13 protein-coding genes and 1 tRNA gene are annotated in these 20,349 nt (G+C 54.2%); 10 read left to right on the forward strand and 4 right to left on the reverse strand.

All coding sequences use genetic code 11. From position 1 onward, the window contains the following. Position 1: 1 nt before the first annotated feature. The 5 genes from COMA1_RS14160 to COMA1_RS14185 all read left to right on the forward strand — a co-directional run bounded on the left by COMA1_RS14160 (position 2) and on the right by COMA1_RS14185 (position 8,392). Complete coding sequence (locus tag COMA1_RS14160; protein WP_090749619.1) at positions 2–2,335, forward strand: CHAT domain-containing protein; 2,334 nt, start codon at positions 2–4, stop codon at positions 2,333–2,335. A gap of 64 nt (positions 2,336–2,399) precedes the next feature. Beyond that, positions 2,400–3,155, forward strand: coding sequence for a DUF928 domain-containing protein (locus COMA1_RS14165; protein ID WP_090749621.1), 756 nt, complete (start codon positions 2,400–2,402; stop codon positions 3,153–3,155). Positions 3,156–3,578: 423 nt separating this feature from the next. Further along, the gene (locus COMA1_RS14175; RefSeq protein ID WP_090749624.1) at positions 3,579–4,547 is read left to right on the forward strand and encodes an ABC transporter substrate-binding protein; all 969 of its coding nucleotides are present in this window, start codon (positions 3,579–3,581) and stop codon (positions 4,545–4,547) included. A 10-nt stretch (positions 4,548–4,557) separates the two neighbouring features. Continuing rightward, on the forward strand, positions 4,558–6,921 hold the full coding sequence (locus COMA1_RS14180; RefSeq protein ID WP_090749626.1) for an ATP-binding protein: 2,364 nt from the start codon (positions 4,558–4,560) through the stop codon (positions 6,919–6,921). Positions 6,922–6,937: 16 nt separating this feature from the next. Beyond that, entirely contained in the window at positions 6,938–8,392 is a 1,455-nt protein-coding gene (locus tag COMA1_RS14185; protein ID WP_090749628.1) for a sigma-54-dependent transcriptional regulator, read from the forward strand. A gap of 1,221 nt (positions 8,393–9,613) precedes the next feature. Here COMA1_RS14185 and COMA1_RS14190 read toward each other — a convergent pair. From COMA1_RS14190 to rph, 3 genes are all read right to left on the reverse strand, one after another. After that, a tRNA-Pro gene (locus COMA1_RS14190) sits at positions 9,614–9,690 on the reverse strand. A gap of 86 nt (positions 9,691–9,776) precedes the next feature. Continuing rightward, complete coding sequence (locus COMA1_RS14195; protein ID WP_245631103.1) at positions 9,777–10,391, reverse strand: XTP/dITP diphosphatase; 615 nt, start codon at positions 10,389–10,391, stop codon at positions 9,777–9,779. Beyond that, entirely contained in the window at positions 10,378–11,103 is a 726-nt protein-coding gene (rph, locus tag COMA1_RS14200) for a ribonuclease PH (RefSeq protein ID WP_090749801.1), read from the reverse strand. Before rph ends, COMA1_RS14195 begins: the two co-directional genes overlap by 14 nt. 432 nt (positions 11,104–11,535) lie before the next feature. Here rph and COMA1_RS14205 point away from each other — a divergent pair, with 432 nt between their 5' ends. The 5 genes from COMA1_RS14205 (at position 11,536) to COMA1_RS14225 (ending at position 18,888) form a co-directional block, all read left to right on the forward strand. Continuing rightward, a complete protein-coding gene (locus COMA1_RS14205) occupies positions 11,536–12,678 on the forward strand; it encodes an HD domain-containing phosphohydrolase (RefSeq protein WP_090749630.1) in 1,143 nt (380 codons plus the stop codon). Between the two features lie 136 nt (positions 12,679–12,814). Then, entirely contained in the window at positions 12,815–13,321 is a 507-nt protein-coding gene (locus tag COMA1_RS14210) for a hypothetical protein (protein ID WP_090749632.1), read from the forward strand. A 472-nt stretch (positions 13,322–13,793) separates the two neighbouring features. Beyond that, positions 13,794–15,806, forward strand: a complete 2,013-nt coding sequence (locus tag COMA1_RS14215; protein WP_176698074.1) for a TonB-dependent receptor plug domain-containing protein — start codon at positions 13,794–13,796, stop codon at positions 15,804–15,806. A 237-nt stretch (positions 15,807–16,043) separates the two neighbouring features. Further along, positions 16,044–17,045, forward strand: a complete 1,002-nt coding sequence (locus tag COMA1_RS14220; protein ID WP_090749636.1) for an ABC transporter substrate-binding protein — start codon at positions 16,044–16,046, stop codon at positions 17,043–17,045. Between the two features lie 52 nt (positions 17,046–17,097). Further along, positions 17,098–18,888 (forward strand): HAMP domain-containing sensor histidine kinase, encoded by a 1,791-nt coding sequence (locus tag COMA1_RS14225; protein WP_090749639.1) that lies wholly within the window; start codon positions 17,098–17,100, stop codon positions 18,886–18,888. Positions 18,889–18,950: 62 nt separating this feature from the next. On the opposite strand, the gene COMA1_RS14230 is transcribed toward COMA1_RS14225, so the two are convergent. Then, positions 18,951–20,342: a sigma-54-dependent transcriptional regulator gene (locus tag COMA1_RS14230; RefSeq protein ID WP_090749641.1), complete on the reverse strand. Its 1,392-nt coding sequence runs from the start codon at positions 20,340–20,342 to the stop codon at positions 18,951–18,953. Positions 20,343–20,349 lie beyond the last annotated feature (7 nt).

Consider the following 20,349-nt stretch of genomic DNA (forward strand, 5'->3'; position numbering starts at 1 on the left):
CATGTTGACACCCATGCAATCGTTTCTTCCTTCCATTCGACATGCCATGTGTTGCTTGTTCTTGATGGCGATTCCATTGCTCACTGCGACGCAATCAGAATCCCATGAGGTGTCCTCCCCTGCTGGCTCATCGATGAAAGAAGGCGCCCGGGAATTTGAACGAGGCGCTTTTGGTACCGCCTTGTCTCATTGGAAACGGGCAGCAGAACTCTACAAAAGTTCCGGCAATACCCCGGCACAGGTCGAGGCCCTGATTCTCTCATCCCAGGCTTCCTTGGGATTAGGACAATCCAAACAGGCTCTTCAGTCTCTGGAACTTGCATTGGGGCTGGCACAGAAGAGCGGTGACCCCCTTGTGGAAGCCCCCATCCTCGGACACTTGGGACGGACCTACTTAACGATGCGGCAATTACCTCAGGCATCCGAATTTCTCCTGCAAGCGGCAGCCCTCGGGCGCAAGCAGAATTCTTCGCCGCTCCTTGCGGCCACATTGAACGATCTCGGCATCCTCCTGGTCCTCCAGCAGCAGGATCAGAACGCTCTCGATACCTTTCAGGAGAGCGTGACCCATGCACAGAGCGTCGGGCTTCCTCTCCTCGCGGCAACCGCCCGCACGAACGCCGCGCGGGCATGGTTGCGACTGAAGCAGGCGACCAATAGCCGCCTAACCCTCGACGCCGCACTAGAACAATTACAAGAGGTAACGCCGCCATCCAGACAAACCGCCCTCGGCCTGATCGGAGTCGCGGTGACCTACCAGAGATTGCTGCCTCATCTCCCCAAAGAACATGATGCGCTCTTGTTGCGCACGGCTGGCGCACTCCAGGAATCCTCCACCATCGCAGAGCGCCTGGGCGACAAACGGACGCTCTCCTATGCCCTGGGGTACCTTGGGCAGCTGTATGAAACCTCATTTCGTCTGGATGAAGCGCTACAACTCACCAGGCGAGCGGTATTCGCCGCGCAATCGGTGGATGCGCCGGAGTCACTCTATCGCTGGCAATGGCAACTTGGCCGTCAGCTGGCGACGATCGGACAACTTGACCAGGCGATCGCCTCATACCGGCAGGCGACACTGACGCTCCAACCGATTCGCGCGGAGCTGACACAGGCTTCTTCCGATGGTGTCGTTGGTGAGCAGGATACCGTGAAACCTCTGTTTTTTGAGCTGGCCGACTTATTGTTGCAACGTGCCTCGTTGACCGACGACATCACCGCTGTTGATGTCGACCTACGCGCCGCTCGGGACGCAATTGAAGCCTACAAGACCGCGGAGCTGCGGGACTATTTCAAGGATGAGTGTGTCGATGCCGTTCGTTCGCGATTGACGACCTTCGATCGCATATCAGCGGATACGGCCGTCGTCTATCCGATCATGTTCAATTCCCGCCTGGAATTGCTCATGAGCCTACCCTCGGGCTTGAAACGCATCTCGGTCCCGGTATCTGCAGACCAATTGACTCAAGAAATTCGTGCCTTTCGTCGACTGGTGGAAAAGCGTACCACGCGTGAATATCTGCCGCATGCTCAACAGCTCTATGACTGGCTGATCCGGCCCCTCGAGACCGACCTATCGCAACTGAACATCTCGACGCTGGTCATCGTCCCGGACAGCGCCCTGCGGACGATTCCGTTAGCGGCACTGCACGATGGAACCTCATTCCTGGTCAGCAAATTTGCACTCGCGATGACACCTGGTCTGACATTAACCGATCCACGCCCACTCAATCGAGACAAACTCCGCTTTCTCACCGCCGGCCTTACCACTGCGGTACAAGGCTTCCCTGCTCTACCCTATGTGGCGAACGAAGTTGAGTCCATTCAACAGCTTTACAAGAGCGACCAACTCCTGAACAACGCCTTTCAAACATCCAGACTGGAACGGGAATTGCGTGAAGGAAAGTATGGAGGTCTCCATATTGCGACCCACGGCAAGTTCTCGACCGACGTGAACGATTCATATCTTTTGACCTTTGACGGGAAACTGACCATGCAGACACTCGATCAACTAATCGGCCTCTTTCGGTTCAGACAAGAGCCGCTTGAATTGTTGACCCTTAGTGCCTGCCAAACCGGTATCGGCGATGACCGTGCGGCGCTCGGGTTGGCCGGCGTGGCGCTGAAGGCCGGGGCTCGCAGTGCACTTGCCACACTGTGGTTCATCAACGATGAGGCCTCAGCAACCCTGATCTCTGAATTTTATCGACAACTGCGCGATCCCGCTCTCTCCAAAGCCGTCGCGCTCCAGCGTGCCCAACAGAAACTCTTGGACGACAGGATCTATGGCCATCCGGCTTATTGGTCGCCGTTTTTATTGATGAATAACTGGCTCTAATTGAGGATTGTGCGCAATCACTCGACGCGCACTATCGATCGATTGAAGCTGGGAAGGAGCTGTCATGAAACTCCGCTGCCCCTCTACGCTCGTTGGAATTGGCCTGTCCCTGAGCCTGATCAGCTCGGCCACAGGAGTGACAGCTGCGGACCATCCGCCAATGCCAATAACAGGGCCACAAGAAAACCTGCAGCTGCCGATCTATGCCCCACCGAAAAATGTCCTCCCCCGCGCCCGAGTGGGTGGCGCGCTGCGCGGAAAGGACACGGCTGATGCAGAAATCGTGGCGCTGGTACCAGACCATATCGGTCTGACGGTGAAACAAACCCCAACTCTGAATTGGTTTCTGTCGAAACCAACCTCCTATCCGTTGAAATTCACTATTACGGATGATAGAAAAGTCCGCCCTATCTACGAAGGCCCTCTTTCAACGCCACCGGCGGCCGGTGTGCACACCATCGACCTCAAGACCTTAGGCTTGACACTGGAACCGAATGTTCAATACCGCTGGTTTGTGTCGGCCAGCCCAGATTCCGCATCACACGCCTCGGATATCGTCGCCGGGGGGATGATCGAACGATGTGAATTCAGCGAATGCATTGTGACCATCTCGCCCAAGATGACCTGTGACCAGGATAGCGTTCGTACGAATGCCACAATCGGACTCTGGTATGATGCGATGGGCTGTGTATGCTCACTGATCGAGAAGAACCCAACGGACCCTGCACTTCGACGACTCCGTGCTGCGCTTTTGAGACAAGTCGGCCTCAACGGCGTAGCCGATTGGGACCTCAGCTCTATTCAAACAAAGGCAAGATGAGCAACCCTGGCCACAGATCCAGTAGATTTCACCAGTTGAATCCTTTTGGATTCAGCATGAATCTATTATGATACACCACGTAGCGACTTACCCATCATCACAATCCAGGCAACCAATCAAAAATTTGCATGAATATCTGTGCTTCAGTGCCAATCATTTTCTCCTGAACCGACGGCATAACGATTGCTCTACTTCCACACAAGGGGTAATCCCCGCTGCAGCACCAGGCAACGCCGATGAGACAACCAGCAATTGCCTTCAACAGAAGGAGCTCCCCCACGTTGAGAATGATCCGTCGGACAGACTGCAGCACCCTGAACTGTCATGAGCAGTGGACTTAACGTGATCAGTTTTCATGAGTCCAGGTAATTACTTGATCCGTTGTCTACCGCACGCGCTAAGATCCACCGTGGTCACGCCACCATGACGCGTACGGCCGGCCTACACCGAACAGAACTCCCGTTCCCTATCCGATTTGGACTGCGGATGGCGCTCGTGTTTGCGGCTCTACTCTGGCTACCTCAGACAGATCTTGAGGCTGCCGGTCTCGAGATCACCATTCTGAAGTCATCTGACCTCAAGGGGTATAACGATGCAATTGATGGGTTCAAGGCCACGTCACCAGGATCCGCCATATTTGCTGAGTACGATCTTCTTGGCGACCTGGAGCGAGGCAAGCAGCTGGCAAAGCGAATCCGTACGTCGGAGTCCTCGCTAGTCGTGGCCGTTGGATTGAAGGCCGCCTTGGCGGCCAAGCTTGAAATCGATCATATTCCGATTCTCTACATGATGATTCTCGACCCGTTCAAACATCACCTCACTGCCGGCAATATGACGGGTGTGTTGCTGGAAATTCCATCCGATCGCCAGTTGAAGATTATGCGCTCGTTCTTACCGACCCTGCATCGCATCGGCATGCTCTATGACCCCGAGAAAACCTTGCCAAAACTGAAAGAGGCCGAGATGCGGGCACCTGCCCAAGACTTTCAGATCCGCGGGTTTCCCGTCACACAGGAAAAAGACATCCCCCATCAGCTGCGCACCCTCTTGTCCGAATCCGAGGCCCTATGGCTCGTTCCCGACCCAACAGTGCTGACGGACGAATCTATCCGCTTTATCCTGGAATCCGCAGTCGCCAAACAAGTTCCTGTTATCGCTTTTTCTACTGAGTTTACACGTCTGGGAGCCCTACTCAGCTTGTCGGTGGACTACAGCGAAGTCGGCCGCGAGACCGGTCGTTTGGCAAAACGCATTCTGAACGGCGAACCGATGATGACGCTCAAACCTGTGTCGGTCCAGCGAATCCATATCACCGTGAATCAGAAAACAGCTCGCTACCTAGGCATCACGATCCCAAAAGAGGTTGAGCCTCTCATCGACGAAACCTATTGAGCGACCCGTCATGTACCCTTCTCACCAGGACCAGCCCGAAGCTTCTCCACCAGGGCCACGCCGCGCGTTCGGCCTGCGCATTAAGTTCGTATTATTATTCAGCCTGATCCTCATCATCACCTGCTCGACTTTAAGCTGGTATTTTCTTGAAACCAGGCACCAGGCGATGACCACAAGCTTAGAAGAAATGGGGACCATTCTTCTCACCGCTACCATACGTAATGATCATTTCCGAGTGGCTGGGATCGTCTTAGAGGACCGCAGCACCCTCGATCAATTCCTCCAGAGTCTGATGACCATCGACCACGTGGTGTATGTCATCATCACGGGATCTGACGGTCGTCTACTCAGTAGACAAAGTAAACGCTCGCAGGATCCCGCTCGCAACTTATCGCGTGCCTCGCCTTCACCGATCTACCCGGACGACAGACTGTCTGAATCGTTGACTGATATCCCGTTGACGACTCCGTTGATCACGCGCTTCGTGTGGTCGTCAGACCAGAAGAGATTGATTCCTCAACAGACATCCTCGGACTGGTTCCTCCCCTTCCTGATTCGGGAAGAAACGCTCTTTGATTTCACCATGCCGATCTTGCGAGATGTCACTCCCTTATCCTCACCATCTATCGAGCTTGAGGACAGACGGAGGGCTCCATCACCCGCCACACAATCCTCGGTGGTGGGCATTGTCCGTATTGGGATCACGGATGGCCAAGCGAAGGCGGCATTGGCGCTCATTGTGCGCAACGTCCTCATCCTGACCATCTTCATCATTGCAACCGGCATCCTCATCATCTATTTGCTGACCTCCCGCATCACGACCCCGCTGCGCAGCCTTGCAGCAGCCACTCGTAAACTTGCTGAAGGTGAGGACACTACAGGCTTGCCTGTCTCCTCACACCATGATGAAGTCGGACAGCTCACCCATGCATTCAACTTGATGACGCAATCCTTGCGTGACCGTAACCAGGCAATTACCAGGAATATCGACACCATACGACAGCAAGTCCGGCAATTGACCGCCGTCCATCAGGCCAGCACCGCCATTGCAAGCACCAGTGTCATGGATATGGAGCGGCTGATTGAGACGGTGCTCCAGCTCCTTTCGGAAAATCTCGGATTTTCAAAGATGGCGGTTCTCCTCTACCACCCGGAGACAAATTGCTGCTCCGTTGCCCAAGTCTTCGGAGCTTCCCCTGCAATTGCTAACGCTGCGCGTCAAGTGCATATCCCTGTCTATGAAGGAAGCATCACCGCCGATCTCCTCTTTGACCACAAGCCATTCCTGATTCAGGACATAGAAACTATGGCTCCACGTTTCTATCCGCCGCTCCTTGATCTGTTACGGCGTTCCGGCACAAAATCGGTTGTCATCGTACCGCTTCAGAGTCAAGCCAAGATTCTCGGTTTTCTAGCAGGAGGTCGTGATACTCATCAATGTGATGAAGAAGATCTCCACATCTTATTGACTATCGCTGGCCATGTCGCAGCAGCCATTGACAATGCCACGGCTTACGCTAACCTGGCCGAGCTGACTCAGCATCTGGAAGAACGCATTGGACAGCGCACCGAGGAACTCTCTCAGGCCAATATCCAACTTCAGGAGCATGATCGGCGTCGATCGAAGTTTCTGTCTGTCGTTTCCCATGAGCTACGGACACCCATGACCGCAATTCGGAGTTTTGCAGAGAACATGCTGGACGGTGTCACCGGTCCGTTGACTGACCTCCAGCGAACCTATCTCACGCGGGTTCAGCACAATGTGGCACGACTTAGCAGAATCATCGCCCAGTTGCTCGACTGGTCACGTCTGGACACCAAACGAGTCGATTTGCGCTTGGAAACCGTCTGTCTCCATCACATCGCCACGATAGCCGTAGACAGCTTGCAGACGGTGGCTTCTGAAAAGAATGTCTCGTTGGTGGTTGTCCCCATCGGATCCCTACCGCCGGTTCTGGGGGATCGCGACAAACTGGAACAAATCTTCGTGAATCTGATCGGCAACGCCATCAAGTTTACTCCGCCCGGTGGTCATGTATGCGTTGAACCTTGTGCCTCATCACCAGGCGTCGTTCAGGTGTGTGTAGCTGATACCGGTTGCGGCATCGATGAGAGGCACCTCCCGAATATCTTTGAAGAGTTCTCCAAGGTGCCGTCGGCGATGCCCTCATCACAAGGTGCTCAACTTGGACTTTGGATCACCAAGACCTATGTGACGATGCACCATGGCCGGATCTGGGTCGAGAGTCAGCCTGGGGCAGGGTCTCAATTCTACATTGCCCTTCCGGCATGCGAGTCACAGGAGCAGGCGAAATCGAACCCAAATGAGTCCGTGTCAGCTGAATGTCCTCAGCCTGGGCACAGGTCTTTCTAGAAAGGAGTCTCCACTGATGCGTGCGAAAATCCTCATTGTCGATGACGATCACGATATCCTCCTTAGCCTGGAAAATCGCGTCACATGGATGGGTCATGAACCGGTGACGGCGACGAATGGGCAGGAGGCGCTCCGATTGATCCAAGAGGAACAGCCTGACCTTGTCTTGTTGGATTTGGAGCTTCCATTACTATCGGGGCTTGACGTCTTGAAACATGTCAGCCAAACATCCGTACGTACCGACTCTCCGGATGAGGAGGCCCATCCAATATCAGCAACCTATACGACTCCACTCATCGTGATGCTGACCGCGTACGGAACGATTGAACGCGCCGTGCAAGCCATGCAGTTGGGTGCATTTGATTTCGTCCCCAAGCCATTCACCTCTGACCACTTAACCGTCGTCATCAACAAAGCACTCGATACCGTGACACTTCACCGCCATGTCGCCACTCTCCGGAAGGAGGTTGAAAATCAGTTCCAGCCGGCAATCACCAACAATGCTCACATGGCTGCGCAGCTCGCTGTCGCCAAGCAGGCGGCCTCTTCACCCGTCACAGTCCTATTACTCGGTGAAACGGGCACAGGGAAAGAGGTCGTCGCACGGGCGATCCATCGGTGGAGCCCGCGATCCAGCAAACCCTTCGTCGCAGTGAATTGCGCGGCGTTCCCTGAAAACTTGTTGGAAAATGAGCTATTCGGCCACGAAAAGGGTGCTTTCACCGGAGCCATCAAACGAGAACCGGGGAAAATTGAAATCGCCGAGGGAGGCACCTTGTTTCTCGACGAAATCGGAGACATGCCACTCACCATGCAAAGCCACCTCCTCCGAGTGCTGAACGACCGAAGATTCTACCGAGTCGGAGGCACGCAGGAAGTGCGGGCTGACGTGAGGTTCATCGCAGCAACCAACAAGAATCTCCAGCAGGCAATTCGCCAAGGCACATTCCGAGAGGATTTGTATTTCCGTCTTGCGGTGATTTCCCTCAACTTACCCCCTCTACGCGATCGTCTAGATGATCTACCGGCGCTTGCCGACCATTTCCTCACACAACCTGGAAAACTTGGACTCAATCGGCGCTGTACGCTCAGCGACTCGGCCTTGGAGCTGTTGCACACGTATTCCTGGCCTGGAAACGTACGTGAACTCGAGAACGTCCTCACCCGTGCCCTCGTCCTCTGTCCTGGTGACACAATCGGCCCGGAACATCTCTCCTTAATGACCCTACCACTCGAGACGGACGCTTCATCCTCGTTGAATCAGCAACCATCCTCCGACATCGTGTTCTTCTCTTATCACGAGAGTATGGACGCCTATAGCCAAACACTCATTGAAAATGCCCTCAGGAGAAATGGCTGGAATCAAACCAAAGCGGCAACAGAGTTAGGACTCCAGCGAACCTACTTGACCAAACTCCTCAGGCAGAAACAGATCCCCGCAAAACCACCCTCTTCATTTTCGGCGGATTAGCCAGCAGTGAAACACGGTCGCTGGCAGACACCATAGCGGACCGTCTTGAATTCGCTCCCCAGAGTCCCCTGGATGCTCAGAATGGCCGTCCGGCGCAGCCGCTCTCTCCTCCTTTGTTGTGCGACTGGGAAGCGAACGGCGCTTCAGGAGATACACTGCCTGCACGTAACAGCACACTGGTAGAAAACACCATACTCCGCTGTAGCACGTCACCACCTCTCAGCACCGCCAGAGGCTGATCGAAGGCCGGCTTGTCGCTACCATGACTCGTCCGCTCTTCTACGCTCTCATTCACATCTGTATCAATTCAGATCCATGACAGAATCTTTCCTGATCCAGAATCTCACGAACGCAATGGCGCCACCCTACCTCTAGCACATTAGAATCGCCGCTCTTCTCCCGCAATACATCTTGGCGCAAGTCATGCTCCAACAATCTTCTGCCGATGCCGTACTGTTCCCAACAGTGAACAGCCCTGGGCGTGATGCCCCTGCCATCGGTGAATAACGGGAAGGCGCTTCAGTGGCTTTACACGTATGGCTTCTTCACACAGAGGGGAAACATGACATCAGATAGCATGACGGGACTCGGTCATCAGAAAAGAATAAAACAGATGAGGAATGATCTCACGATCTTAGCACTGTGAGTAACCATCTAGATCACCGGCCTGATACTGGCGATGTTCCTGATTGCTGTGGTGTTGTACGTCCTTCAATAACAACGGCAGGTCTCCGCAATGAATCGTTCAGCACATCCTTGCCTTAGAACAGTGCCCCTCGCCACATCGTTCGTGACGAGTCGTCTCCCATCGACTAGCCTGTGCTGAACTTGTCAAAGAACTCAGGACCTCAAGGACCGTAGAACCTACTCAGGCTCGACCTTGAACGAAGCAGAGAGGTCAAGAAACGTACGTAAACAACCCCACACGAGCCGGTTCTACAAGCTCACCGTCCTGAGCAGAGTCGAAGGACGAGCTTGCACTTCCTAATTCACGTACGTCGATTGAATTCATCAATTCTTGAAAGAGAGACCGTCAAAACTAGAGGGCCTGTAGATGTGGCTTGGGGGGGGGGGACCAGAGAAGCTGCCCATACCAAAGAAACAATTTCCCACAGAACGTGCGGGTTGTTAGATGAGGAAGGGAAACACAGGATGGGTTCATCCGCGTGCAACAGTTACGATAAGCCGATGCACAATACGAGGTACGCACGAGATGCAATTTGGTCGGGGCGAGAGGATTTGAACCTCCGACATCCTGCTCCCAAAGCAGGCGCGCTACCGGGCTGCGCTACGCCCCGACAGACTTGTCATGTATGGGATCTCATTTTCGATCAGCCATTCTCGTGCCTTAGTAGCATAGGCCCCGTTCAGCACAACTGACGCTTCATGACCGTTGTTTCAACCAGGCTCGCACCTGGGCAAATGCTTTGGCCCGATGACTAATACAATTCTTCTCCTCAATCGTCAACTGGGCGAGCGATTTTCCATATTCCGGGACCAGAAACACCGGATCATATCCAAACCCTCGGTCTCCGATTGGGTGCTCCGCGATGGCACCTTCGAGACTCCCCTGAGTAACATGAATGTCGCCACCTGGGAAAGCTATCGCGGCAACCGTGAGAAATCTGGCATGCCGTGCCTGCTTCGACACACCCTCAAGCTCGCGTAACAGTTTCCGACAGTTGTCCTCGTAGGTAGCATGTTCTCCCGCATAGCGAGCTGCAAACACACCAGGTCGGCCTCCGAGTGCATCGACCTCCAGGCCTGTGTCATCGGCCACGGACGGAAGACCGGTTGAACGAGCCACTTCCCTGGCTTTCTTGATGGCATTGGCTTCGCAGGTCTCACCATCCTCTTCCACTTCCGGCACAGCAGGAAACTCCGCCAGCGTGCGAATGTGGATTCCCAGCCCTTCGAGCAACGCCGCAAGCTCTCGTCCTTTATCAAGGTTCCGGGTGGCGAGAACAAGCTCTTTTACTGATTCCCTAGTCAATGGCACCAATCAACTCTTGCTGAATGGTCGTGAGCCGCTGAATGGCTTGCCAGCTCAGTGCCAAAAATTCATCCATATCCTGTTTCGCAAACGGCGTCCGTTCTGCGGTGCCCTGCACCTCGACATACCGCCCACGACCGGTCATCACCACGTTCATGTCCACTTCCGCCATGGAGTCCTCGCTGTAGGCGAGATCGACCATCACTTCTCCACCGACTTTCCCAACACTAATGGCTGCCAAGTAATCCGTCAACGGCAACTTCTTGATGAGTTCTTTTTTCTTCAGGACCGTGCAGGCATCGGCCAGCGCAAGAAATGCTCCGGTAATCGAGGCCGTCCTGGTTCCACCGTCGGCTTGAATCACATCGCAGTCGATCCAAATAGACCGTTCACCCAGTTGAGACAAATCGGTGACGGACCGAAGCGCCCGCCCGACCAAACGCTGAATTTCAAGCGTTCGGCCGCCTTGCTTCCCCTTCACAGCCTCTCGAGGCGATCGCTCATGCGTCGCGCGCGGCAACATCGCATATTCCGCCGTCACCCAGCCGCTGCCTTTTCCTTTGAGAAATGGGGGGACCTTCTCCTCCACCGAGGCGGTACAGATCACCTTGGTGTCTCCCATTTCGATTAGAACCGATCCTTCCGCATGCTTGGTAAAGTTCCGCGTCACTTTGACCGGGCGAATCTGGTCCCGCCGACGCCCATCGAACCGTACCACCCCTGAAATTGCACTCATGCCTTGTCCCTTCGTCAAGATAGGGACCGGATTATAGTGAAGCCCCTGCGAAAGCGCAAACCATCTTCATCTTCCCCTTCCTCTCGAGCATGAGATTCAGGCAAGTTGGTCAAAACCATCCGATAAAATTGGTGAATTCTGTACAATCGCTTGACGTAGAAGCAGAAGCATTCTACAGACTGAGTACAATGCTAGAGTACGCATCAATCCAAATTCGTTGAGTCTTCAATTGCACGACCATCAAAAAACAGACTGAACGGAACAATCTGGGTGGCGATAGGCCCAAAGCTTTCGGCACAAAATGTGCCTTTCGTACTAGTCCCCCCTGCCGATCATTTAAGTTGGCAGCAAATACACCGATAGGGAATTAACACGGCAATCCTCAAACCCTACGAAACCAGTAAGACCCGATCCATGACAGTCCTCCTGGACCAGACAACACACCACGCTCTGCTCGATAATCGCCTCATTCTCGTCGTCGACGACGAGGAGCCGATCCGCCGTCTGCTCGCCTATCTCCTGCAATCCCATGGCTACACAGTCGAGAGTGCGGCTGATGCGCGAGAAGCCCGACAGAAGTTGGCCACCCAGCCCTATGCCTTGATGCTCTGTGATGTCAATATGCCCGGCGAATCCGGTATGGACCTCGTCCGCCATACACTCATTGCACATCCACATACGGCTGCCATTATGGTGACCGGCCTTGATAGCTCTGTCCTAGCCAATGCTGCTCTCGACGTGGGCGCCTTTGGATACATCGTCAAGCCGTTTGAATCCAACGAAGTCTTGATCGACGTCGCCAACGCGCTGCGGAGACGCCGCCTCGAGTTGGAAAACCGCTATCATCGGGAAAACCTCGAGGATATCGTCAGGACCAGAACGCTGGCACTCCAGCAAGCCTTGGAGTGGCTCGAGCGCACGGAAAAAGAACTGCGCTTGTCTCGCGAGGAAACGATACAGCGCTTGGCCATCGCCGCCGAGTTCCGCGACAACGCGACGGCCCAGCATGTGCAACGTATGAGCCACTATTGTGAACTGCTGGCCAGCAAAGCCGGCCTCTCGCCAGAACGATGCGATTTGATCCGTACCGCCAGTCCGATGCATGACATCGGCAAAATCGGCACACCGGATCATGTACTGTTGAAACCCGGCAAGTTCACTGAAGAAGAGTTTGGAGTGATCGCACAACATGCAGAGATCGGTTATCGGATTCTGAGCGGGTCTGATGCCGAACTACTCAAAGTCGCAGCGATGATCGCGTACACCCACCATGAGCGTTTTGATGGGACAGGATATCCGCGACGGCTGAAGGGCGAGACTATTCCCATTGAGGGTCGCATTGCCGCCATCGCCGATGCCTTTGACGCACTCACGACTCAACGGGTCTATAAGCCGGCATTTGAGCTCGGGCACGCGATCGACCTCATGCGCAAACACCGGAGCGCGCACTTCGACCCGGAGCTCCTCGACACCTTTATCGCATCCACAGACGAACTCACTCGCATCCATGATCAGTACGCTGATCGCACCGACCCTACACCGCGTTCTGACGCATAAGCGCCTCCCGCAAGCGACCGTGTGTACGATTCGCTGCAATTCGTTGACCGCCCTAGGAACTGCCGATATACTTTTTTACTCACCGGTCCCTGGTTACAGTCTTGATAACCCGATCGTATATCTTGAAGGATGGTCGATGATGGCAAAAAAGTTGACGGTCGTTCGTAAGCGCCCCCGTAGTCGAAACTGGCTCGCCTACCTCTGCGAAGCGCTGGTGACCTCAGGCACCATGCCAACCTGGGAAGCGGCCACTTACCTCACGGAAAACCTCTTTGGAGAAAAACCCAACCCCCATCTCTTGACCCCGGCTACCCCTCATGAAATGACCAGGCAATTCCTGCAACGCCTCTACCAACCGATCGTTGAGGCCGCCTCGCGTGACGTCACGCTTTCTTCAACCGCCATCGTCCACCTCTTCACCGATATCAGTTTGACCGGAAACTCGGCCGTCCTAGTAGTCCTGTTCCAAGGACACGCAAAGCCCAAACAGCTTGTGCTATTCGATGCGGCTAAGGCCTGGGATCTCGTGTTTTCCGACGCGGAGGCCTTCAATATCTGGGCAGAAGAACGGTACCGCCTGCTGGTCAACGCGCTGCGCACGGCCTTGGCGCCGATGGACCAAGACATGCTCACCGCGATCTGAGCGTCTACTGTTTCGAAAAACTCGCAGGATAATTCCCTAAAAATCCACCCACATTCATAGAGTAGGCACTAGCCGAACCTCTGCCTTAGAGGTTCAGTTGCTAAACCGGTATTCGATGGAGTCAGCCTAAGTCCAACGATAAAGAAGCCACAGCGAACTATCTCGCCCAAATAGTATCTAATCCAATACTGCATCGAATTGGATACACAGCGAAGAAGCCAGCTGCCACATCGCTATCCTTCTTGCCTCATGCCTTCTTCAGCCAGGAACTCAGAATGCCTCACCGTTACGGCAAGCAAATACTAACTATTCCAAAGTATTGATACACGTTCAGCCCTGCCGTACATTCATCTACCGCATACCTCGACCGTTTTCTTCTACCAGCTCAGGTGAGATGCTGCGCGTACTGACCCATCATAGAATTCACACTGACGTACCCGGTCGGCGGATTCTGATAATTGGACAAATCATTGTGGGTGTCGTTTGGTGGTTGTCACATCCGCTCTGTAGTTGGGCTGACTCCTTGCTCCCTCTCGCCAGGGCGTCGTCATCGACAGAACGTCAGTTCCGTGAAGAGGCCCTCTACCTGAAAGAAGAAACCGTCAGCATTGCCAGTCGATATGAGCAGCCGATTTCCCGTGCCCCTTCCGACGTCTACGTCATAACAGACGAAGATATCAAGCACTCCGGAGCCACCGACGTTCCTACGCTGCTCCGACAGATTCCAGGCCTTGAGGTCATGCAGACAAATGCCGTCGACTTTAATGTCAGTGTGCGTGGGAACAATCAATTACTTGCCAATAAACTCCTGATCCTAGTCGATGGCAGGTCCATTTACATCGACCAATCTGGCCAGGTGTTATGGAAATCTCTCCCAGTTGCACTCACGGAAATTAAACGCATCGAAGTCCTCAAGGGGCCCGCTTCGGCGGTCTATGGATTCAATGCCTTTGATGGCGTGGTGAATATCATTACGAAATCTCCGGAGGAGATGCGTGGAACCACCTTACAAGTAGCAGGTGGTGGCCAAGGAACGATTCTGACAAACGGCATCTATGCAGGCACTGGAGGAAATTGGAGTTACCGCGTATCAGGCGAACATGAGCAAACCCAGCGATGGTCAGATCGAAACTCACCGGCGCTCAACCGTCAGCGCATCGCTGGCATGGTGGAACATCACCTCCCAAACCAGGGACGATTTCGCGGTGAAGCGAGCCTCGGTCGATCGAACCCCTATAATGGGTTTCTCACAGAAGCCGGCTCTTCAGATACTCATACCTCGTCGGCTCATGGCTTACTCAGCTATGAACAGAACGGTTTACTGATCCGCGGTTGGTGGAATGGTTTCTTTTTCAACAATCAGCCCAACACGGTATTCCCACCATTGACTCCGCTGCTGTCGATAACCGACAGATTTGGGCAAGGTGCAAGCGATGCGTCGTTCAACACCTATGACATGGAAACACGATATCAATTCAAACCGCTTGAGCCACTCAAGCTCAACATTGGAACAAATTTTCGCCATATCGCCGCATCTTGGAGCTATCTCAAATCTCGGACCACTGAAAATCGTCTGGGGCTCTATGCCCAAGGAGACTGGCAGGTGCTACCCTCTCTGGAGCTGAGCGCCGGGCTTCGATACGACCTTAACTCCCATGATGAACCTACTCTCTCGCCTCGAGCAGCGGTCATCTACCATGTGCATCCCAATCATACGCTCCGGCTCTCTACCTCTATAGCCTATCGCCACTCCACAATCATCGATGTCGCCCAACACATCAACACTGTGCTGATGCTGCCCGGATTTCCTCCAACCACAACCAGTATTCTAGGAACTAGTAACATAAGACCTGAACAGATTGTGTCCTATGAGTTGGGCTATCAAGGCTGGTGGTGGCAACATCGGCTACGAACCCGAGTAACCGGATATTTCAACCATATCTCTAACCTGATCGCCGTTCAGAACCCGACAGGGAACCCTTTGATCCCAGCCTCTCCCATGAATGGAGGCATCGCCGATCTATACGGAGGCGAAGCTGGCGTCGAAGTCCTGATCACGTCTTGGCTCTCAGGATTTGCCAATTACGCTTATCAAGATATTGGGCAAACCTTCAGTGGAATCAGTCGACGCGGCTTTTCTCATCACAAGGTGAACGCCGGCCTCCGTGGGAAATGGAACCAGTTCACGGGCGAGCTACTGTACCACCACACGAGTAGCGCAGCTTATCCTCTCACCGACCTACTGACCAATCTGGCTCCCTTCTTTCCAACCGGAACGGTTCTCCCACAAGGAGCCATCCCGGGCTATAACCTGGTCAACCTACGATTTGGATATCTGCTTTGGGAAAACTCTTCGATTGAATACCTACGCGAGGCCGAGATCGCGGTGTCTGTATTCAATGCCCTCAACGACACCCACCGAGAGCATCCCTTGGGCGACCTGCTAGGCACCAAGGTCCTGGGATGGCTCACGGTGAAACTATAAGAAGAATATGCCAGCTGGTTTCAATCAGAGACACAGGGAGAGGGAAATTGTCTTAAAAGAGTGAGACTGATGGTGCCTGATTGACTTCTAGCGACGAATTTTCCATTTCTAAGGCTGAACCCATGGTCCAAAACTTGCTTGATTATTAGATCTATTTGGACTCCTCCTAGGGGATCTTGCCTCTTGCAACCTGTACTGAGACTTGAGAGCATAACGATACCGAAGAGAATATCTGCGATGAAATCAACACCTTCATATCTGCAGCCAGTCTTCCGCGTACGATACTGCTGGTGGTTGATCGTCTGTGCCTTGCTCCTGAGCCCGATCTCTGTCGTGAGTGCGGGAGAGATCGCCATTCTCAAGTCATCCGATCTCCCCTACTACGAGCAAGCAGTCCTGGGCTTTCGGGCCGGGCTTCCTTCACCCATGCAGGTCCGTGAATACAATATCGGCGGTCAACTCACACAAGGGCGTGAGATCGGCCGAGCCTTGCGAGCCTCACCGCCTACCCTGGTATTTGCGGTGGGCCTCAAGGCGGCCATGGCCGCAAAATTGGAGATTTTCGACACACCGGTCATCTTTTGTATGGTCCTGAATCCTGAAAGTCATGGACTGCCCACTTCCAACATGACCGGTATTACCGTCAGGACCTCAGCGGCAACGCAGCTTACGGCCATTCGTTCTATCATGCCAGATCGACGGCGGATCGGCATGCTCTATGATGAAGCGCAGAGTGGCGACTTCGTTCGACAGGCGCATCGTCTCGCGAAACAGAGTGGATTCGAACTCGTGCCGGTGGCTGTCCGTAGCCAGGAGGACCTCGCGCCTGCCGTTCGGACACTTCTTCCAAAGATCGACGCCTTGTGGCTGCTTCAAGATCAAACAGTCATTTCGGAATCATCGATCCCATTCCTCTTAGAATCAACCATCGACGCAAAAATCGCCCTGTTTACCTTTTCCTCGACCTTGGTTCAGCAAGGGGCGCTTGGAGCACTCGTCGTCGACCCTTGGGCCGTGGGACAACAAGCAGCCCGGCTGGCACGCACACAGCTCGATGATCCCACGAAACCACTCGGCCCTCTTCACGAGCCCGAGTATCCTCAATTGGCACTGAACCTGAATACCGCTGAATATCTTGGCCTGAGACTCGCACCGGACGTGGTCCGTGTCGCCCGCCACATCTTCAGTGGAACCGGACCGATAGCTCGAAAATCAGACCACTCAGATTTGATTCCTTAGCCAACGTATCAGACCTGGGGTCATGGACAATCATTCGTAGCGGATTCCCGGCATGGCGTACGAGCAATCCTTCGGCTTAGGCATCTCAATCGGCGTCAGAACAAAGCTCGTCCTCAGCACGGCAGCAATTCTCATCGTAGCCTGTCTCCTTCTGGGATGCCTCTTTTTCCGACAACAAGTACAATCAGCAAGCGAGAGTCTCGTACAGAGCGGAACATTGCTCGCACATCACCTGGCTGGTATGGGGCGTGTGAGCATCCTCGCCGGCGACATTCATCGTCTTGATCAACTCGCGCAGGAGATTCTCGCGGTCAATCCGGTTGCTTATGTCGCCATCCTCTCCCCGAGCGGCGACCTCCACACCGGTTATGGAAAAGGCGAATGGCAGCAACAGTTTTCGGCTCCTTCAACAAACCGACGGCAATTCTCCGTCACGAAACTGGTCTCCCTGCCCAAGGCTGAGACGGGCGAGTCAATCGTCAATGGAATATGGCTGAGCAGGAACGGCCCCGTGCTTCGTTCAAGCCTTAATTTTTCACCTTCTGAATTGCTCAATCTCTTAGGAGGGTATGAACTCCCGATATTTTACGACCTGCTGGTCGAAGTTCCTCATCAATCTCACACCAACCAACGGGATCCCGCCCTTGAACTCACACTTAAGGAACGCCCCGGGATGCCAGAGGAGATACCGCACCTCACGTCAGGGTCTTCCTCGAAGGTGGAAATCGGCCTGTCCACATCTGAACTTCAACAGAACCTACGCCGATTGCTCTGGCAGGCCATTCTCATTACGGAGAGTACACTGATCGGTGGCGTCTGTATCGTTGTACTGCTGGCAAGCCGTATGACGGTCCCCCTCCAAGCACTGACGGCCGCAGCCATGAAACTTGGCGCCGGAGAGACGGCACCAACCATTACAATACATGCACGTGATGAAATTGGAACCCTGACACGGGTCTTCAACTCTATGGCGTCGACATTGCAGACGCGCGAGTATGAGTTGCGCGAGCTCGCCCAGACCTTAGAGGAGCGGGTCAAGGTCCGTACCCAGGAACTGGCGGCTGCGAACGCCAAGCTCCAAGAACTAGACCGTCGTAAATCGATTTTTGTCTCCACCGCCTCGCACGAGCTTCGCACCCCACTCACCTCGATGACGGTCAACCTTGCCAACTTACGGGATGGAATTGATGGCGCAGTCACCGCCGATCAGCGAGGATCGCTGTTGCGCGTGGAAGCCAATCTCTCGCGACTTCGTGGTCTCATTGAGGAATTGCTGGATCTCTCTCAAATTGAGCTGGGGCAAGCGATTCTACGCTTAGGATCTGTTGAGCTTGGGAACCTGATCGCCAAAACTGTGGAGGACCTTCATCCCTTCACGTCAGAACGTGCCGTGAAGATCGTCATCTCGCTCCCAACTGATCTGCCTCCGGTTTCGGCTGACCCTGAAAAACTCAGGCAGATTCTCCTCAATCTTTTGCATAACGCGGTCAAATTCTCACCGATGGATACCGTTGTGAATCTCAATGTCACAAGACTATCCCACGACAACGTTCAGATCTCCATCCACGATGTTGGGCCAGGCATCGCGCCGGACGACGTGGACAAAGTCTTTCAGCCGTTCTATCGTGCACCCACAGCACATAAGAAGACCAAGGGAACAGGGCTCGGCCTGGCCATTGCCAAGCTGTTAGTCGAACTGCATCAGAGTCGACTCGCAGTGGAGAGAGCGCCGGGCCTGGGCAGCTGCTTTTACTTCACGTTGCAGACAACGACACCAGCACGACTCACCTACGCGGATCCCCTCGCACCTCCTAAAACGTCGTACGTGAAACGTATTTCGTGAGGTGTCTTAACTCCGAAATGAGATGCACTTCACGATTCACGCACGCCATCTTGAGCATCCGGTTAGGAGGGCGGAGGCTTGACCGAGACCCCACGTTGCCTCAGCAACCTCGTAAGATAGGTGCGCTGGAGTCCCAGCATCTCAGCGGCCTTTGTCTGGTTCCATCCTGCACGTCGTAATGCTTCTTCAAGGACTTTGCGGCTGTATCCCTCCATCACTGCATGGTAATTCAGCGTCTCGTCATCAGAAAACGTCACGTCCACCGGCAACCTCCGAGGTATCATGATCCCAAGATGCTCCGGTTCAATACAGTCATCAGAGGAGAGGGTAATGGCTCTGATCAACACATTCTCCAACTCCCGCACATTGCCAGGCCAGTGATACCCCTGCATCACCTCGAGCGCGTCCGAGCTCACGCTGAACGAGCGATGCGCCACCTTCGCTCCATGAAGTCGGATAAAATGTTTAACCAATGCGCCCAAATCATCCAGTCGTTTCCGCAAGGGAGGGACCGTGAGAGAAATCACGTTCAACCGATAGAAGAGGTCTTCTCGAAATACTCCGTCCTGAATCGCATCCTTGAGATCCTTGTTTGTTGCCGCAATAAACCGTACATCCGTACGAATCGGCTGCGTCCCGCCGACCCGATAGAACTCCTGATCTTGGAGGAGGCGGAGCAGTCGAGTCTGTAGTCCGGCCGGCATGTCTCCGATCTCATCAAGGAATACGGTGCCGCCTTCTGCCGATTCAATTTTCCCTGGCTCGCGTTTCACCGCTCCGGTGTAGGCTCCTTTTTCATGACCAAACAACTCGTTTTCCAACAGACTCTCGGGCAATGCCGCACAATTCACGACGACAAAGGGCTTCGAGACACGTGGGCTCCACCGGTGCAACGCCCGAGCCATGACTTCCTTCCCTGTTCCGGTTTCACCCAACAGAAGCACAGTGGCCGAGGCACCGGCTGCTCGCCGTGCCGTATCAAGGAGCTCAACCATCCGAGGACTTTGCCCAATCACATGTTCATATCGCCCCGCAACTTCGGCTTGCAGAAGTCCAATTTGTCTGGTGAGGGCCATCTGCCCCCTAGCCTTTTCAATCACCGCAGAAAGATGATCCGGCTCAAACGGCTTCGTTAGAAAATCACAGGCCCCCAACCGGATGGCCTCGACCGCGCGATCGATCGTTCCGAAGGCGGTAATCACGACGACCTCCGGTGTGAACTGCGGCGGAACATTCGCTCGTCTCTCGGCCAGCTGCTTCAACACATCCAATCCACTCATACCTGGCAGCTCAATATCCAAGAGCATCAGATCAGGCTGATCCTCGACCGACAGCTTGAGTGCCTGCTCGCCGTCTTCGGCCGTCAGCACCTCATGCCCCATCCAGATCAAGCGTTTCTGGAGCGCCTGTAAGATGTCTTGATCGTCATCGACCACGAGGACTCGTATTTGCATGGACCAC

The sequence above is a fragment of the Candidatus Nitrospira nitrosa genome (genome assembly GCF_001458735.1).
In the GTDB taxonomy this organism is placed as follows: domain Bacteria; phylum Nitrospirota; class Nitrospiria; order Nitrospirales; family Nitrospiraceae; genus Nitrospira_D; species Nitrospira_D nitrosa.

What these genes read in the sequence shown, in the direction of transcription:
- COMA1_RS14180 (WP_090749626.1), top strand. Translation starts at nt 4,558, where the DNA reads ATGTACCCTTCTCACCAGGACCAGCCCGAAGCTTCTCCACCAGGGCCA.
- COMA1_RS14160 (WP_090749619.1), top strand. Translation starts at nt 2, where the DNA reads ATGTTGACACCCATGCAATCGTTTCTTCCTTCCATTCGACATGCCATG.
- COMA1_RS14220 (WP_090749636.1), top strand. Translation starts at nt 16,044, where the DNA reads ATGAAATCAACACCTTCATATCTGCAGCCAGTCTTCCGCGTACGATAC.
- COMA1_RS14185 (WP_090749628.1), top strand. Translation starts at nt 6,938, where the DNA reads ATGCGTGCGAAAATCCTCATTGTCGATGACGATCACGATATCCTCCTT.
- COMA1_RS14205 (WP_090749630.1), top strand. Translation starts at nt 11,536, where the DNA reads ATGACAGTCCTCCTGGACCAGACAACACACCACGCTCTGCTCGATAAT.
- COMA1_RS14225 (WP_090749639.1), top strand. Translation starts at nt 17,098, where the DNA reads ATGGCGTACGAGCAATCCTTCGGCTTAGGCATCTCAATCGGCGTCAGA.
- COMA1_RS14210 (WP_090749632.1), top strand. Translation starts at nt 12,815, where the DNA reads ATGATGGCAAAAAAGTTGACGGTCGTTCGTAAGCGCCCCCGTAGTCGA.
- COMA1_RS14230 (WP_090749641.1), bottom strand. Translation starts at nt 20,342, where the DNA reads ATGCAAATACGAGTCCTCGTGGTCGATGACGATCAAGACATCTTACAG.
- COMA1_RS14165 (WP_090749621.1), top strand. Translation starts at nt 2,400, where the DNA reads ATGAAACTCCGCTGCCCCTCTACGCTCGTTGGAATTGGCCTGTCCCTG.
- COMA1_RS14175 (WP_090749624.1), top strand. Translation starts at nt 3,579, where the DNA reads ATGACGCGTACGGCCGGCCTACACCGAACAGAACTCCCGTTCCCTATC.